Source organism: Hydrogenophaga sp. A37 (assembly GCF_002001205.1).
GTDB lineage: Bacteria > Pseudomonadota > Gammaproteobacteria > Burkholderiales > Burkholderiaceae_C > Hydrogenophaga.
In genome coordinates this window covers 105,416-122,473 of record NZ_MUNZ01000085.1, presented here as the reverse complement: position 1 = coordinate 122,473, position 17,058 = coordinate 105,416, and the positions used below count along the sequence as shown (strand labels likewise).

The following is a 17,058-nucleotide window of genomic DNA, read 5'->3' as shown; positions in this document are numbered from 1 at the left end:
AGGCCAACTTGCATCGTTTGCTCCATGAACTGCACCACCCGCCTGCATTGATGGCCAATCTCCCATCCCCCGTTTCCTGCGTTCCCCGCCACGTGGCCATCGTGATGGATGGCAATGGGCGCTGGGCGAAAAAGCGCCATCTGCCCCGCGTGGCTGGTCACAAACAGGGTGTGGATGCATTGAGACGTACCGTGCGGGCTTGCCTGGAGCGGGATGTTCAGGTGCTGACTGTGTTCGCCTTCTCGTCGGAAAACTGGAGTCGCCCTGAAGACGAGGTGTCGGGCCTGATGAATCTGCTCGTGATGGCGTTGTCCAGGGAAGTGCCCAAGCTGAGCAAAAACGGCGTTCGATTGCACTTTCCGGGTGATTCGCATGGCCTGTCATCACGCGTTTTGCAGGGGTTGCAGAAAGCGGAGCAAACGACGGTCCACAACCAGAAAATGGTGCTTAACGTCTGTTTCAACTACGGTGGCCGCTGGGACATTGCGCAGGCAGCGCGACAGCTGGTCGCGCAGGGCCGGGAGATCACCGAAGAGGGGCTGTGCGAGACCACGGCGCTGGCCCACGTAGGAGATCCCGATTTGCTGATCCGCACGGGTGGTGAGATGCGCATTAGCAACTTTCTGTTGTGGCAGTGCGCTTACACCGAGCTGTTTTTTACACCCTGTCTCTGGCCCGATTTTGATGCGGCCGAATTGGACCGGGCGTTTGCCGATTTCGCCGGGCGCGAGCGGCGTTTTGGTCAAACCTCCGATCAATTGACGATGACGCAGTCTGGTGCGTCACCCCATGCTTAAGCAGCGGATCATCACGGCCCTGTTGATGTTGGCGGTGTTGCTTCCGGCCATGTTTTATCCATCGATCGAACCCTTCGCCGTGCTGGCTGTGCTGATGGTGGGCGCGGCCGCCTGGGAGTGGGCCCGGCTCAATGGATGCAGCGAATGGAGCTCCAGGGTGTTGGGTTGCGCATTGGGTTTGGCGGTCGGCATTTTCTGGTGGGGGGGCGGCCTGGAACGTTCGTGGGCAAGTATCTGGTGGGCCGCCTCGGTGGGCTGGCTGTTGCTGTCTGCCGTGATGTTGCGACGGGGTGTGGCGGGATGGGTAGCGTGGCCTGTGTTATTGCGTTTGGTCGGTGGGTTTGCGCTGCTCGCGTGTGCTTGGCTGGCACTGGTGCAGGCCCGCATCGTGGGCCTGGGATTTCTGCTGTCGGTGTTGACACTGGTGTGGGGCGCAGACATTGCCGCCTACGCCGGTGGAAGGGCTTTTGGCCGGCGCAAACTCGCTCCCACTCTGAGCCCGGGCAAAAGCTGGGAAGGCGTGTTCAGCGGCGTACTGGGCGTGTGCCTGTTGGGTTGGTTTTGGATTTGGCTTGACCAACAGTTTCCTTCGGCCACCCCCAGTCTGTTCAGCCAGCTCTGGGCAGCAGGCCCTGTGTGGGCGGTTGGTGGCTTTGTTTTTCTGGCGGGTATCAGCGTGGTGGGGGATTTGTTGGAGTCGCTGGTCAAACGTGGTGCCGGCATGAAAGACTCCAGTCAGCTGCTGCCTGGTCACGGAGGGGTGTTGGACCGGGTGGATGCCTTGCTGCCGGTGTTGCCGGTGGCCATGTTGATCGCGAGTACCTTGAAGCCATGAGTTTGTCTTGCCAAAACGTCACCATCCTGGGTTCTACCGGTTCGATCGGCACGAGCACCCTCGATGTGCTGTCTCGCCATCCGGACCGTTTCAAGGTGTTCGCACTCACGGCCGCGACCCAGGTCGACCTGCTGCTGTCCCAGTGCCAGGAGTACGCCCCCCGCTTCGCCGTGATGTCCAGCCCGATCCATGCCCAACAGCTGGCGGGGCGGGTGAAAGATTTGGGGCTTTCTGTGCAGGTGTTGTCTGGTGCACAGGCCCTGTGCGAGGTGAGTACCGATCCTGAGGTCGATGCGGTCATGGCCGCCATCGTGGGTGCGGCGGGCCTGGCGCCGAGTCTGGCCGCTGCACGAGCTGGCAAGAAGCTGTTGCTCGCCAACAAAGAGGCATTGGTGGTCGGTGGCGAGATGTTCATGGGCGCGGTGCGCGAAGGCGGCGGTACGCTGCTACCCATCGACAGTGAGCACTCGGCCATCTTCCAGTCGTTGCCAGAAGAAGCGTCGAGCTGGGTGCGCCGTGTCGACAAGATTGTGTTGACCGCATCGGGCGGTCCATTCCGCCAGCGCGACCCGGCCACGCTCGCCGAGATCACGCCAGAGCAGGCTTGCGCCCACCCCAACTGGGTCATGGGGCGAAAGATATCGGTGGACTCGGCCACGATGATGAACAAGGCGCTGGAGGTCATTGAGGCGCGCTACCTGTTCGGGTTGGATCCCTCCCAAATCGAGGTGGTGATCCATCCTCAGAGCCTGATTCACTCCATGGTGCAATACCACGACCGATCTGTGGTGGCACAACTGGGGACGCCTGACATGCGCGTGCCCATCGCTTACGGTCTCTCTTGGCCCGAGCGAATGGTGTCGGGTGCTGCTGCACTCGATTTTTCGACCCTGGGCGCATTGACCTTTGAGGTCCCCGACGAGCAACGCTTCCCCGGATTGCGTCTGGCATGGGAAGCGTTGGCGGCTCCGGCGGGAACCACCGCCGTGCTCAATGCGGCCAACGAGGTGGCCGTGGAGGCATTTCTGACACACCGGTTGAGGTTCGATCAGATTCACGCGGTCAACCATGCAACTTTAGGTGCACTGAGTCCCTCCAAGTCCGACGACTTGGAGGCGTTGCTGGCCATCGATGCAGAGGCCAGGGCGCTGGCAGCGTCCTGTGTGGCACGTTTCGCCAAATGAGCCGTTGGTGACCCTTGTGCGGTGATTTTCCCGCGAGGTGCGGTCCCGGCCTTTCGAAAGTTTCAAGATGATGACCCTGATTGCCTTTGTGGTGGCCCTGGGCCTGTTGATCGCTGTACACGAGTACGGTCACTACAGAGTGGCAGTGGCTTGTGGCGTCAAGGTGCTGCGCTATTCGGTCGGGTTCGGCAAGCCATTGATTCGCTGGCAACGACCGGGTAGCCCAACGGAATTTGTGCTTTGCATGCTGCCCTTGGGGGGTTACGTGCGCATGTTGGACGAACGCGAAGCGCCAGTGGATGCAGCTGAAAGACATCTGGCATTTAACACCCAGCCTTTGCGATCTCGCGCCGCGATCGTGGCGGCTGGACCGTTGGCCAACCTGTTGTTGGCGGTGGTGTTGTACGCGGTAGTGAACTGGATGGGCGTCGAGGAGCCAAAGCCTGTACTGGCGGGTCCCGTGGCGGGCACGCTGGCCGAGAAGGCAGGCTTGGTGGGCGGCGAGTGGGTGGCCGAGACCGCGTCTGGTGATGACGGGTCGTCCCCGGTGCGGTCTTTTGAAGATTTGCGCTGGCGCGTGACGCAGGCAGCGTTGTCTGGCGCGGACATGAGGCTTTGGGTGGCGCGCGAAGAGGGTGCTCCCACCCGCATGGTGACCCTTCCATTGAGCGATCTGCAGGTGCGCGAGGCCGACGCCAACTTGTTTCAGCGCATCGGCATCACCGCGCCCTGGACCGAGCCCGTGATGGGCGAAGTCATGCCGGGTGGCGCGGCCGAAGCCGCGGGTTTGAAGGCCGGCGACCGTGTGTCGCAGGTCAACGCTCGGCCCGTGTCCGACGGACAGTCACTGCGCATGCTGATCCGTCAGTCTGTGGGGGCGGAAGGAAACACATCGACACAACAATGGAAAGTCTCGCGTGCAGGTCAGACCTTGCACCTCAGTGTGCAGCCGCGTCCGGAACAGGTGGAGGGCGTCTGGATCGGCCGCATTGGGGCCTATGTGGGGGCTGCTCCGGCGATGACCACCGTACGCCATGGTGTGGTGGATGGCCTCTGGTTGGGTGTGGTCCGTACCTGGGAAGTGTCTTGGCTGACTCTCAAGATGATGGGTCGCATGCTCATCGGTGAAGCCTCGCTCAAAAACCTGAGCGGGCCCCTCACCATCGCGGACTACGCAGGCAAGTCGGCCAGCATCGGTTTGACGTCTTACCTGGTGTTTCTGGCACTGATCAGTGTGAGTCTCGGTGTGCTGAACTTGCTGCCGCTGCCGGTGCTCGATGGGGGACACCTGATGTATTATCTTTGGGAGGGTGTCACCGGTCGAAGCGTCTCTGACGTCTGGCTGGAACGGCTGCAGCGCGGGGGTGTTGCGGTGCTGTTGGCACTCATGTCTGTCGCCCTGTTCAACGATATCACCCGCTTGGTGGGCTGAACCCTCTCTCTTCATGAAAATAAACCAACACAGACTGCGTGGCCTGACGCTGTTGACCGTCGCCTCTTCCCTGTTTGCAGCGCTGCCTGCCTGGGCTGTGGATCCATTCACATTGAAAGACATTCGTGTCGAAGGGCTGCAACGAGTGGAGCCCGGAACGGTGTTCGCATCGTTGCCGTTTCGCATCGGCGATCAATACAGCGATGACAAGGGTTCGACGGCGATTCGGTCGCTGTTTGGCTTGGGTCTGTTCACCGACGTGCGCCTGCAGATCAATGGCGATGTGCTCGTCGTGATCGTGGAAGAGCGGCCCACGGTGGCCGATGTGAGTTTTTCCGGGATCAAAGAGTTCGACGCCGAGATACTGAAGAAGTCCTTGCGGGAAGTGGGTCTGGCGGAGGGGCGACCTTTTGACAAGGCGCTGGCCGACCGCGCGGAGCAGGAGCTCAAGCGGCAGTACATCAATCGAAGCATGTACTCTGCTCAGGTGGTGACCACGGTCACACCAGGCGAGCGCAATCGCGTCAACTTGAACTTCAATGTGGTCGAAGGCGAAGTGGCCAAGATCAAGGACATCCGCATCGTTGGCAACAAGGCCTTCTCGGAGTCCACCCTGCGCGATCTTTTCGACCTGGACACCGGTGGCTGGATGAGTTGGTACACCAAGGCCGATCGCTACTCGCGGGCGAAGCTCAATGCGGATCAGGAAACCCTGCGCTCCTACTACCTGGCACGTGGCTACTTGGAGTTCCGCATCGATTCAACCCAGGTGGCGATCTCCCCCGACAAACGCGACATGTCGGTGACCGTCAACATCACCGAAGGCAACCGTTTCGTGGTCTCGTCGGTGGCGCTGGAAGGCGAATACTTGGGCAAAGAGCAAGAGTTCAAGTCGCTGGTGAGTGTGCGGGCGGGCGAGGCTTACAACGCCGAGGACGTGACGCGCACGGTCAAGGCGTTCACCGACTACTTTGGTGCCTTTGGTTATGCCTTCGCTCAGGTTGAGGCCAGTCCGGTGATCGACCGGGTCAACAACCGCGTGGCCTTCGTGTTGCGTGCACAGCCGGCACGCCGTGTTTATGTGCGCCGCATCAATGTTGAAGGCAACAACCGGACCCGTGACGAGATCATTCGGCGTGAGTTCCGGCAGCTTGAGTCCGCTTGGTACGACAGTGATCGCATTCGCTTGTCGCGCGATCGCATCGACCGTCTGGGGTTTTTCACTGAAGTTGGCATCGAAACCGAGCCCGTGCCCGGTTCCAACGATCAGGTGGACCTGACGGTCACCGTGGCCGAAAAGCCTACCGGCAACTTGTCAATTGGTGCGGGTTACTCGCAAGCCGACAAGTTGTCGCTGATTGCCAGCATCAAACAGGAGAACGTGTTTGGCAGCGGCAATTACCTGGGGCTGGATCTGAATACCAGCAAATACAACCGTCAGTTTGTCCTGAGCACAACCAATCCGTACTTCACAGAAGACGGTGTTTCCCGCACCTTTGACATCTACTACAAAACCACACGACCCTATGACGCGCAGGGGGGTGACTACGAAATCGCCACGCCGGGTGTCGGTGTGCGCTTTGGCGTTCCGTTTACCGAGACCGACACGGTGTACTTTGGCGTCGGTGCAGAGCGCGTGAAGGTGAAAGAGGGTGATCAGCTACCCGAGGCCTATCGGGACCAGAGTGGCACCTACCTGCCCGCCACGATCGGCTGGGCGCGTGACAACCGCGACAGCGCGCTGGTGCCTACCTCCGGCCGCCTTCAGCGTTTCAACACCGAATTTGGATTGGGTGGCGACAGGCGCTACGCCAAGCTGACGTACCAGTTTCAGCAATATGTGGCGCTGTCCCGTCAGTACACGCTCGCCTTCAACACCGAGTTGGGTGTCGGCAAGGGCCTGGGTGGAAAGCCGTACCCGGTGCTGCGGAACTTCTACGGGGGTGGTCTCGGGTCTGTTCGCGGATTTGAGCAAGGCACGCTGGGCCCCACTTCTGCCGTCATGGGTTCCACGACCGGCGAAACCGTCAACGTTGGTGGCGCACGAAACGTGGTGCTGAACGCCGAGTTCATCGCTCCATTCCCCGGGGCTGGCAATGACCGTACCCTGCGCTGGTTTGCCTTTGTCGACGCTGGCAACGTGTATGGCGAGAAGGAGAGCGTGGATCTCAGTCAAATGAGATCCTCGGTCGGCATCGGCTTGAGTTGGATTTCCCCTGTGGGTCCGCTTCGCTTCGCACTGGCGAACCCGGTGCGCAAGTTCTCGGGCGATAGAATCCAGAAATTCCAGTTTCAGATCGGAACCTCTTTTTGATGAAGACCTCTCAGCGCCATTTCGCCCGCCTTTTCGCCGTTTTGCTGGCCGGTGCTTGCATGGCTTTCCCAGCTGCGGCACAGGATTTCAAGATCGGCTTTGTGAACACCGAGCGAGTGCTTCGCGAAGCCAATCTCGCCAAGGCATCCCAGGCCAAGTTGGAGCAGGAGTTCTCGCGCCGAGAAAAAGACCTGCAGACCGTGGGCGGCCAACTCAAGGCAGCGTCGGAAAAGCTGGAGCGTGAGGCGCCCACGCTGCCAGAGGCTCAACGCATCGCTCGCCAGCGTCAGCTGGTTGATCAGGATCGCGACTTTCAGCGCAAGCAGCGGGAGTTCCAGGAAGACGTGACCTTGCGCAAGAATGAGGAGCTTCAGCAGGTTCTCGAGAAAGCGAATCGAGTCATCAAGCAGGTGGCAGAGGCCGAAAAATACGACCTGATCCTCCAGGAAGCGGTCTACATCAATCCCAAGCACGACATCACCGACAAGGTGCTCAGTGGCTTGAACAGCGCCAAGTAAGGCGCGCGGTCCAGAACGTGTCTCGGACGCTCGGCGCCATCGTCGAGGCCCTCGGTGGTCAATTGCTGGGTGATTCTCAGCTCCACATTGATCGCCTGGCGCCCTTGGCAACGGCAGCGCCTTCCGATCTGTCGTTCGTTGCCCAAGCGAAGTACGCGAGTCAGGTAACGACCACCCTGGCGGGCGCTTTGATCGTCCCACCTGCGTTGCAGGAGGCCGCTGTATTGAGAGGCGCGTGCATCGTCAGTGAAGATCCCTATCTTTACTTTGCCCGACTCACCCAATGGTGGCGTGAGCAGCACCGGACGACCGAACCCGCGGTCATCGACCCACTGGCCAGCATCCACCCGACAGCCGTGATTGGACCGGACGTTTCCATCGCAGCCTTTGCGGTGGTCGGCGAGGGCGTGCACATCGGTGCTGGCGCGCACATCGGTCCGCAAGTGGTGTTGAGCGCGAACAGCCGCGTGGGGGCGGGGTCGTTGCTCTACGCGCGTGTCACGGTGGGCGAACGCTGCACCGTGGGGCAGCGCTGCATTCTTCATCCCGGCGTGGTCCTTGGTGCGGATGGCTTTGGATTTGCCCCGCACCGTGGCGAGTGGGTCAAGATCGAGCAGCTCGGTGCGGTGCGCATTGGTGACGATGTGGAGATCGGTGCCAACACCTGCATTGATCGCGGTGCGCTGGACGACACGGTGATCGGCAACGGTGTGAAGCTGGACAACCTGATCCAGATTGGCCACAACGTGCGTGTGGGCGACCACACGGCCATGGCGGGCTGTGTAGGGGTGGCCGGCACCGCGGTGATCGGTTCGCACTGCACGATCGGTGGTGGTGCCATTGTGTTGGGTCACCTGACCCTGGCCGACGGGGTGAACATCTCGGCGGCGACGGTGGTCACCCGCTCCATCAGCAAGCCGGGGCACTACACCGGCATGTTTCCCATCGACGACAATGCGTCCTGGGAAAAGAATGCTGCCTCCCTCAAACAACTCAACCGCCTGCGCGAACGGCTACGGGCCGTCGAACAGAGCCTCGACAACGCCTCCAAAGACACCAGACCACCATGATGGACATTCACGAGATTCGCAAGCAGCTGCCGCACCGCTACCCCTTTCTGCTCGTGGACCGTGTGCTGGAGCTTGAAAAAGGCAAGCGCATCAAGGCGCTGAAGAATGTCACGATCAACGAGCCGTTTTTTGGAGGGCACTTCCCCAATCGGCCCGTGATGCCCGGTGTGCTGATGCTTGAAGCTATGGCCCAAGCTGCAGCACTGTTGGCGTTTGACACCGCAGGCGTGACCATGGACGACAAGACGGTGTATTACTTCGCCGGCATCGACGGCGCTCGCTTCAAGCGTCCCGTGGAGCCAGGTGACCAACTGATCATGGACGTGGACCTCGACCGCGTGCGCGCGGGCATCTACAAATTCAAAGGCGTGATCCGCGTGGCGGGTGAGCTGGTGTGCGAGGCAGAGCTGATGTGCACCATGCGCACCATTGCCTGATCGACGTCGGGAGCACACTGTGACGCAGATTCACGCCACCGCTCTGGTGGACCGGCAAGCCGAACTCGACAGTTCGGTGTCTGTCGGGGCATACACCCTGATCGGCCCTCACGTGAAGGTGGGTGCCGGCACCACCATCGGCGCCCATTGTGTGGTTGATGGCCGCACCACCATCGGCCGGGACAACCGGATTTTCCAGTTCAACTCGATCGGTGCAATACCGCAAGACAAGAAGTACGCGGGTGAGCCCACCGAGCTGATCATTGGGGACCGCAACACCATTCGCGAGTTCTGCACCTTCAACCTGGGTGTACCGGGTGCGGGCGGGGTCACTCGGGTGGGCAGCGACAACTGGATCATGGCGTACACGCACATTGCCCATGATTGCATCGTTGACAACCACACCACGCTGGCGAACAACACCACGCTCGCGGGTCACGTGCATCTCGCCGATTGGGTGACGGTCGGTGGCCTGACCGGGATCCATCAGTTCGTGTCGGTCGGTGCGCACGCGATGGTCGGTTTTGCCAGCGCGGTGTCGCAAGACGTGCCGCCCTTCATGCTGGTGGATGGCAATCCCTTGGCCGTGCGCGGCTTCAATGTGGTGGGTTTGCGGCGTCGCGGCTTCACGCCGGAGCGTGTGGCGGCGGTGAAGCAGATGCACAAGCTGCTGTACCGCCAGGGGCTCACTTTGGTGCAGGCGCGCAGCGGCATTGAAGCCCTGGCCCAGGACACCCCCGAAGCCTCCGCTGATGTCGAGATGATGAACCGCTTCCTCGCGTCCGCGACCCGCGGCATCGCCCGTTAACGGCTCCGCCGTTCGATTCATGGAAGCGCAACGCCGCTTTGCGATGGTGGCCGGTGAGGCTTCTGGTGACTTGCTCGCGGGGCTGTTGCTCCAGGGCCTGCGTGAGCGTTGGCCCGGCCTCACCGCCATGGGCATAGGTGGCGCCAGCATGACCCATCAAGGCTTCGATGCCTGGTGGCCCAGTGACAAACTGGCCGTGCGTGGGTACATCGAGGTGTTGCCGAAGTTTCTGGAAATCCTCGGCATTCGCAACCAACTCAGGCAGCGTCTCCTGACGACCGATCGGCCCGACATCTTCATCGGTGTCGATGCGCCCGATTTCAATTTCGACCTGGAGGCCGCGTTGAAGGCCGACGGCATTCGGACCGTTCACTTTGTCTGTCCGTCGTTCTGGGCATGGCGGCCCAAGAAGGTTTTGAAGCTGCGCAACAGTGCCGACCACGTGTTGTGCCTCTTTCCGTTCGAGCCTGAGTTGCTTGCCCGGCATGGCATCGCCGCCACCTATGTGGGGCACCCGCTGGCCAATGTGATTCCTCTGGAGCCGGACCGGTCGGCGGCACGGCGACGGCTGGGGTTGCGTGATGACGAGACCGTCGTGGCGATCCTGCCCGGCAGTCGCCGTTCGGAAGTGCAGTACAACGCTGGGCGCTTCTTTGATGCAGCGGTGCTGATGCGGCGTCAAAGGTCAGGCTTGAAATTCGTGGTGCCTGCCGTGCCCGCGCTCAAAGACAGCATCGTGGCCATCGCAGCGGCCAGCGGTCTGGACGACGTGATGGTGCTGGACGGTCGATCGCACGACGCGCTGGCGGCCTGCGACGTGACGCTGATCGCGAGCGGGACGGCCACGCTGGAGGCGGCACTGTTCAAACGTCCGATGGTGATCGCGTACAACATGAACGGGTTGTCCTGGCGCATCATGCGGCGCAAGCAGCTGCAGCCCTGGGTGGGCCTGCCCAACATCCTGTGCCGCGACTTTGTGGTGCCCGAGCTGTTGCAAGATGCCGCCATGCCTCCGGCCCTGGCCCAGGCCACACTCGAATGGCTGGACGCGCCAGCCAAAACCGCTGCATTGCAAGCGCGCTTCACCGAACTGCACCAGAGCTTGCGCCGCGACACCGCACAATTGGCCGCCGATGCGATTGAAAAAGTTCTTCAAGGCTGAGCAGGCGTCCCTGATCTGGGACGTGCCGGGTTTGGTCGCGGGTGTGGACGAGGCTGGGCGCGGTCCGCTGGCCGGTCCGGTGGTCGCTGCGGCCGTGATCCTCAATGACAAGGCACCGATCAAAGGGCTGGCCGACTCCAAGCAGTTGACCGCCCGGCGGCGTGAGCAGCTGTACGACGAAATCCGTGCCAAGGCGCTGTGCTGCAGCGTGGCCCTGGCCTCGGTGGAAGAGATCGATCAGCTCAACATATTGCAGGCCACGATGCTGGCCATGCAGCGCGCTGTGAATGGCTTGCGCCTGAGGCCGGCCAAAGTGCTGGTCGATGGCAACCGCCTGCCGACGCTGGACGTGCTGGCCGAGGCCATCGTCTCGGGCGATTCGCTGGTGCCCGCCATCTCGGCGGCGTCCATCCTCGCCAAGGTCACGAGGGACCGCCTGCTGGACGAGTTACACCAGTTGCACCCCGTGTACGGATTTGACCGCCACAAAGGTTATGGCACGGCCGCGCACCTGCAGGCGCTGCAAGCGCACGGAGCGATCGCCGAGCACCGCCGCAGCTTCGCGCCCGTGGCGCGGGTGCTCGCCGTCGCTTCGGACAAAGCACCTCCATGAATTCACCCATTGTCATCACCTCGCGCGACAACCCTTTGCTCAAACGCTTGCGCCTGCTCGCGCAGGACAGCACCGCCTACCGCAAACAGGGGCAGGTGTGGCTGGAGGGCGATCACCTCTGCCGGGCCTTGCTCGCACGCGGACGGCGGCCTGCGACGGCGGTTTTCACTGAGAGCTTCTGGCCCCAGGCGCCCCACGACCTGCGCGACGCGGCCGATCACATCGTTACCGTGCCAGACGCGCTGATGGCAGGGATCAGCGGCCTCGAATCCCCCGCGGGTGTCGGCTTTGTCTGTGACCTGCCTGAGGCGACAGGCCTTCAGGCGGGCTGCGCGGCAGTGGTGCTCGACCGCCTGCAAGACGCGGGCAACGTTGGCTCCATCCTGCGCAGCGCCGCCGCCATGGGTTTTGCACAGGTGCTGGCGCTCAAGGGCACGGCAGCGCTGTGGTCGCCCAAGGTGTTGCGCGCGGGCATGGGGGCGCACTTTGCGCTTCACTTGGTGGAGGGTATCGCGGCTGACGATCTGGGTGACCTAGCCATGCCGCTGCTGGTGACCAGTTCTCATCAAGGTGATCTGCTGCATCAGGCCCGGTTGCCCTGGCCCTGCGCCTGGGTTCTGGGCCACGAAGGGCAGGGCGTGAGCCCGGCGATCGAAGCCCTTGCGACCCAATCGGTGCGCATCATCCAGCCTGGAGGCGAGGAGTCGCTGAACGTCGCAGCGGCCGCCGCGATCTGTCTGCACACCAGCGCGGCATCGCGCTGAACCCGAGTTTCCGCCTGTTGGGGCGCCCCGAACAGGTGCGCTTCTGGGGCGTGGTGGCCGAGGCGCAAACGTCCAGCGGCTATAATCTCAAGGTTTACCCGCATCCGACGCAAGCTCTGCGTCAGCCCCGGCTGCCAGCCCAGATTCCCCGCATACAACCCCCGTCGCGATCCCTTGCGACGCTTTGGGTGCGGGCGCGAAACGGCCTCGGCGGCACCTCGTGGCGACAGGCGGGTGCGTTTCGAAAACTCTCTGGAGAAAACCGTGCTTCCCGTCCATCCGAAAGCCCTTCTCGCGCTCGCCGACGGCACGGTCTTTACAGGGATTTCCATCGGTGCCACCGGTCAGACGACCGGTGAAGTGGTGTTCAACACCGCCATGACCGGTTACCAGGAAATCCTCACCGATCCGAGCTACTGCCAGCAAATCGTCACGCTCACCTACCCGCACATCGGCAACACCGGTGTGAATGGTGAAGACGTGGAGGCCAACCGCATCCATGCAGCCGGCCTGATCATCAAAGACCTGCCCTTGCTCGCGTCCAACTTCCGCAGCGAAAAGACGCTTACCGACTACCTGCAATCCGAGGGCACGGTGGCCATCGCCGACCTGGACACGCGCGCCCTGACGCGCCGCCTGCGCACCCACGGTGCCCAGAACGGTTGCATTGTTGCGCTGCCAGCAGGCGAAGCACTCACTGACGCGCACCGCGCGCAGGCCATCGCCGCAGCGAAGGCCGCGCCCAACATGGCGGGGCAGGATCTGGCCAAGGTCGTGTCGGCCGATTCGCCTTACGACTGGAGCCAGACCGAGTGGCAACTTGGCTTCGGCTACGGCGAGCAGATCGCACCGAAGTTTCATGTCGTGGCCTACGACTTCGGCGTCAAGAAGAACATCCTGCGCATGCTGGCTCAGCGCGGCTGCAAGATCACGGTCGTTCCGGCCCAGACGCCCGCGGCTGACGTGTTCAAGCTCAAGCCCAGCGGCGTGTTCCTGTCCAACGGCCCTGGCGACCCGGAGCCTTGCGACTACGCCATCGCCGCCGCACGCGAGATCATCGACAGCGGCGTGCCCACCTTCGGCATCTGCCTGGGCCATCAGATCATGGCGCTGGCCAGTGGCGCCAAGACCTTCAAGATGAAGTTTGGCCACCACGGCGCCAACCACCCGGTGAAAGACCTCGACAACGGCCGCGTGAGCATCACCAGCCAGAACCACGGTTTTGCGGTGGACGAGAAGCACCTGCCGGACAACCTGCGGGCCACGCATGTGAGCCTGTTCGACGGCACGCTGCAGGGTCTGGCCCGCACCGACAAGCCAGCGTTCTGCTTCCAGGGACACCCGGAAGCCTCGCCCGGCCCGCACGACATCGGTTATCTGTTTGACCGGTTCATCGGTCTGATGCAGGCGAAGGCCTGACCCCGCGCCCCAAGGACCATCCATGAAGCTCTTCAGTTTCCCGGTTTTCGCGATCGAAAAAGCCATCGCCAAGCGCATGCTGGGTCTGGCCTCGCCGCACAAGGAGTGGTTTGCCCAGCGCTGGGCACAAAAGCCCTACCGAAAGGCCTTCGTCGAAAACAAGGCCTCGCCGCTCGTGACCCTGCTGGCCAAAGGCAAGACCTGGGACGACGAGACCTTCAACACCGAGTTGGCCGCCTGGGATGCGCTGTTTTACCCGGCCGAGGTCGAGGTGCTGCGTCCCATCATCGAGGGCGACGGCCTGCTGCAACTGATGCAGAAAAACGTGCCCGCCGAGCGCATCCAGGCGCTGCTGAACAAACTGGACACCCAGCGCCAAGCCTGAGCGGCCTGCGCTACAAGACATACAAGCGAACCATGCCCAAAAGAACAGACATCCAGACCGTGCTCATCATTGGCGCAGGCCCGATCATCATCGGCCAGGCCTGTGAGTTCGACTACTCCGGCGTGCAGGCCTGCAAGGCGCTGCGCGAAGAGGGCTACAAGGTCGTCCTGATCAACAGCAATCCCGCCACGATCATGACCGACCCGGCCACGGCCGACGTCACCTACATCGAGCCCATCACCTGGCAGACGGTGGAGAAGATCATCGCCAAGGAGCGCCCGCTCACGGCCGGTGGCTTCGCGATCCTGCCCACCATGGGCGGCCAGACCGCGCTCAACTGCGCGCTGGACCTCTGGCACAACGGCGTGCTGGAGAAGTACGACGTGGAGCTGATCGGCGCCACGCCCGAGGCCATCGACAAGGCCGAAGACCGGCTGAAGTTCAAGGACGCCATGACCAAGATCGGTCTGGGTTCGGCGCGCTCGGGCATCGCCCACACCCTGGAAGAGGCCTGGGGCGTGCAGAAGACGGTCGGTTTCCCGGTGGTGATCCGCCCGAGCTTCACGCTCGGCGGCACCGGCGGTGGCATTGCCTACAACCCGGAGGAGTTCGAGACCATCTGCAAGCGCGGCCTGGAAGCATCGCCCACCAACGAGCTGCTGATCGAAGAGTCGCTGCTCGGCTGGAAAGAGTACGAGATGGAAGTGGTGCGCGACAAGGCGGACAATTGCATCATCATCTGCTCGATCGAGAACCTGGACCCGATGGGCGTGCACACCGGCGACTCCATCACCGTGGCGCCCGCCCAGACGCTGACCGACAAGGAATACCAGATCCTGCGCAACGCCTCGCTGGCCGTGCTGCGCGAGATCGGTGTGGACACCGGCGGCTCCAACGTGCAGTTCTCCATCAACCCGGCCGACGGTCGCATGGTGGTGATCGAGATGAACCCGCGCGTGTCGCGTTCGTCGGCCCTGGCTTCCAAGGCGACCGGCTTCCCGATCGCCAAGGTCGCGGCCAAACTGGCCGTGGGCTACACGCTGGACGAGCTGCGCAATGAGATCACGGGTGGCGCCACGCCAGCCTCGTTCGAGCCGAGCATCGACTACGTGGTCACCAAGATTCCGCGTTTCGCCTTCGAGAAATTCCCCACCGCCGACAGCCGCCTGACCACGCAGATGAAGTCGGTCGGTGAGGTCATGGCCATGGGCCGCACCTTCCAGGAGAGCTTCCAGAAGGCCCTGCGCGGCCTGGAAGTTGGCGTGGACGGCATGAACGAAAAGACCCAGGACCGCGAGATCCTGGAACGTGAACTGGGTGAACCCGGCCCTGAGCGCATCTGGTACGTGGGCGATGCCTTCGCCGCCGGCTGGACGCTGGCCGAGGTGCACCAATTCACCAAGATCGACCCCTGGTTCCTGGTGCAGATCGAAGAGATCGTGAAGATCGAGCTGCAACTGGAGCAAACCAGCCTGGAGGCGCTGGACGCCGACACGCTGCGTGGCCTGAAGAAGAAGGGTTTTTCGGACCGCCGCCTGGCCAAGCTGCTCAAGACCACCGACGCCGCTGTGCGCGAGCGCCGCATTGCGCAGAACATCCGCCCGGTCTACAAGCGCGTGGATACCTGCGCGGCAGAGTTCTCGACCGACACCGCCTACCTGTACTCCACCTACGAAGGTCACGGCGACGGCGAGTGCGAAGCCGAGCCGACCAACAATAAGAAGATCATGGTGCTCGGTGGCGGACCCAACCGCATCGGCCAGGGCATCGAGTTCGACTACTGCTGCGTGCACGCGGCGCTGGCCATGCGCGAAGACGGGTACGAGACCATCATGGTCAACTGCAACCCGGAAACCGTGTCCACCGACTACGACACCAGCGACCGCCTGTACTTCGAGCCACTGACGCTGGAAGACGTGTTGGAAATCGTGGACAAGGAAAAACCGCTGGGCGTGATCGTGCAGTACGGCGGCCAGACGCCGTTGAAGCTCGCGCTCGGCCTCGAAGCCGCGGGCGTGCCCATCATCGGTACCAGCCCCGACATGATCGACGCGGCCGAAGACCGCGAGCGTTTCTCGGCCTTGCTGCATGAACTGAACCTCAAACAGCCGCCCAACGCAACCGCACGCACCGAACCTGAGGCGCTGGAGAAAGCCTCTTCCCTCGGCTACCCGCTGGTGGTGCGCCCGAGCTACGTGCTCGGCGGCCGCGCCATGGAAATCGTGCACGAGCAGCGCGACCTAGAGCGCTACATGCGCGAAGCGGTGAAGGTGAGCCACGATTCGCCCGTGCTGCTGGACCGCTTCCTGAATGACGCCATCGAGTGCGATGTCGACGCGATCCGCGACCACACCGGCCGTGTCTTCATCGGCGGCGTCATGGAACACATCGAGCAGGCCGGCGTGCACAGCGGTGACTCGGCCTGTTCGCTGCCACCGTATTACCTGAGCAAGGCCACGATCGACGAGCTCAAGCGCCAGACCGCCGCCATGGCACAAGGCCTGAACGTGATCGGGCTCATGAACGTGCAGTTTGCCATCCAGGAAAAGGAAGAAGACGGCGTCAAGAAGGACGTGATCTTTGTGCTGGAAGTGAACCCACGCGCCTCGCGCACGGTGCCCTTCGTGTCCAAGGCCACGGGCATCCAGTTGGCCAAGGTGGCGGCGCGTTGCATGGCCGGCCAGTCGCTTGACGATCAGGGCATCGGCGCTGAAGTGACACCGCCTTATTTCAGCGTCAAGGAAGCGGTGTTCCCGTTCGTGAAGTTCCCTGGCGTGGACACGATTCTCGGCCCCGAGATGAAGTCGACCGGCGAGGTGATGGGTGTGGGCAAGACCTTCGGCGAGGCTTTCGTGAAGAGCCAACTGGGTGCTGGGACCAAGCTGCCGCGTCCGCTCAAGGCCGACGGCAGCCCGTCGGGCAAGGTCTTCCTGACCGTGAAGAACGGAGACAAGCCGCGTGCGGTCGAGATTGCGCGCGCGCTGGTGGCAATGGGCTTCGAGCTGGTCGCCACGCGCGGCACCGCTGCGGCCATCTCGGCGGCCGGTGTGCCGGTGGTCACGGTCAACAAGGTGACCGAAGGCCGTCCGCACATCGTGGACATGATCAAGAACGGCGACATCAGCCTCGTGATCAACACCGTGGAAGAGCGCCGCAACGCGATCGCCGATTCGCGCGCGATCCGCACCTCGTCGCTGCTGGCGCGTGTGACCACCTTCACCACCATCTTCGGCGCCGAAGCGGCCGTGGAAGGCATGAAGTACATGGACAGCCTGGGCGTGATTTCGGTGCAGGAGATGCACGCGCAACTCTGATCATTC

General features: G+C 62.6%; 15 protein-coding genes. All 15 read left to right on the top strand.

Annotated elements, in window-relative coordinates; all coding sequences use genetic code 11:
• The first annotated feature begins 50 nt into the window (after window positions 1–50).
• Window positions 51–797 carry a polyprenyl diphosphate synthase gene (gene uppS / locus B0E41_RS08405; protein WP_077330626.1) on the top strand — a complete coding sequence of 249 codons (747 nt, stop codon included), beginning with the start codon at window positions 51–53 and terminating at the stop codon, window positions 795–797.
• Window positions 790–1,632 carry a phosphatidate cytidylyltransferase gene (locus B0E41_RS08400; RefSeq protein ID WP_077330625.1) on the top strand — a complete coding sequence of 281 codons (843 nt, stop codon included), beginning with the start codon at window positions 790–792 and terminating at the stop codon, window positions 1,630–1,632. The genes uppS and B0E41_RS08400 overlap by 8 nt, the downstream gene beginning before the upstream one ends.
• Window positions 1,629–2,816 carry a 1-deoxy-D-xylulose-5-phosphate reductoisomerase gene (ispC, locus tag B0E41_RS08395; protein ID WP_077330624.1) on the top strand — a complete coding sequence of 396 codons (1,188 nt, stop codon included), beginning with the start codon at window positions 1,629–1,631 and terminating at the stop codon, window positions 2,814–2,816. Before B0E41_RS08400 ends, ispC begins: the two co-directional genes overlap by 4 nt.
• Window positions 2,817–2,883: 67 nt before the next feature.
• Complete coding sequence (gene rseP, locus B0E41_RS08390; protein WP_077330623.1) at window positions 2,884–4,248, top strand: RIP metalloprotease RseP; 1,365 nt, start codon at window positions 2,884–2,886, stop codon at window positions 4,246–4,248.
• A 13-nt stretch (window positions 4,249–4,261) separates the two neighbouring features.
• Window positions 4,262–6,562, top strand: a complete 2,301-nt coding sequence (bamA, locus tag B0E41_RS08385; RefSeq protein WP_077330622.1) for an outer membrane protein assembly factor BamA — start codon at window positions 4,262–4,264, stop codon at window positions 6,560–6,562.
• Window positions 6,563–6,621: 59 nt separating this feature from the next.
• Window positions 6,622–7,080 carry an OmpH family outer membrane protein gene (locus B0E41_RS08380; RefSeq protein WP_253194697.1) on the top strand — a complete coding sequence of 153 codons (459 nt, stop codon included), beginning with the start codon at window positions 6,622–6,624 and terminating at the stop codon, window positions 7,078–7,080.
• A gap of 17 nt (window positions 7,081–7,097) precedes the next feature.
• Window positions 7,098–8,150 carry a UDP-3-O-(3-hydroxymyristoyl)glucosamine N-acyltransferase gene (gene lpxD, locus B0E41_RS08375; RefSeq protein ID WP_077330620.1) on the top strand — a complete coding sequence of 351 codons (1,053 nt, stop codon included), beginning with the start codon at window positions 7,098–7,100 and terminating at the stop codon, window positions 8,148–8,150.
• Window positions 8,147–8,587, top strand: coding sequence for a 3-hydroxyacyl-ACP dehydratase FabZ (gene fabZ, locus B0E41_RS08370; RefSeq protein WP_077330619.1), 441 nt, complete (start codon window positions 8,147–8,149; stop codon window positions 8,585–8,587). The genes lpxD and fabZ overlap by 4 nt, the downstream gene beginning before the upstream one ends.
• A gap of 19 nt (window positions 8,588–8,606) precedes the next feature.
• Window positions 8,607–9,395 (top strand): acyl-ACP--UDP-N-acetylglucosamine O-acyltransferase, encoded by a 789-nt coding sequence (lpxA, locus tag B0E41_RS08365; RefSeq protein WP_077330618.1) that lies wholly within the window; start codon window positions 8,607–8,609, stop codon window positions 9,393–9,395.
• 19 nt (window positions 9,396–9,414) lie between these two features.
• Window positions 9,415–10,557 carry a lipid-A-disaccharide synthase gene (gene lpxB / locus B0E41_RS08360; protein ID WP_253194696.1) on the top strand — a complete coding sequence of 381 codons (1,143 nt, stop codon included), beginning with the start codon at window positions 9,415–9,417 and terminating at the stop codon, window positions 10,555–10,557.
• The gene (gene rnhB / locus B0E41_RS08355) at window positions 10,529–11,170 is read left to right on the top strand and encodes a ribonuclease HII (RefSeq protein ID WP_077330617.1); all 642 of its coding nucleotides are present in this window, start codon (window positions 10,529–10,531) and stop codon (window positions 11,168–11,170) included. Before lpxB ends, rnhB begins: the two co-directional genes overlap by 29 nt.
• Window positions 11,167–11,934, top strand: a complete 768-nt coding sequence (locus B0E41_RS08350) for an RNA methyltransferase (protein WP_077330616.1) — start codon at window positions 11,167–11,169, stop codon at window positions 11,932–11,934. Before rnhB ends, B0E41_RS08350 begins: the two co-directional genes overlap by 4 nt.
• A gap of 264 nt (window positions 11,935–12,198) precedes the next feature.
• The gene (gene carA, locus B0E41_RS08345) at window positions 12,199–13,353 is read left to right on the top strand and encodes a glutamine-hydrolyzing carbamoyl-phosphate synthase small subunit (RefSeq protein ID WP_077330656.1); all 1,155 of its coding nucleotides are present in this window, start codon (window positions 12,199–12,201) and stop codon (window positions 13,351–13,353) included.
• A 22-nt stretch (window positions 13,354–13,375) separates the two neighbouring features.
• Complete coding sequence (locus B0E41_RS08340) at window positions 13,376–13,738, top strand: hypothetical protein (RefSeq protein ID WP_077330615.1); 363 nt, start codon at window positions 13,376–13,378, stop codon at window positions 13,736–13,738.
• A gap of 32 nt (window positions 13,739–13,770) precedes the next feature.
• On the top strand, window positions 13,771–17,052 hold the full coding sequence (carB, locus tag B0E41_RS08335; protein ID WP_077330614.1) for a carbamoyl-phosphate synthase large subunit: 3,282 nt from the start codon (window positions 13,771–13,773) through the stop codon (window positions 17,050–17,052).
• The last annotated feature ends 6 nt before the right edge of the window (window positions 17,053–17,058 follow it).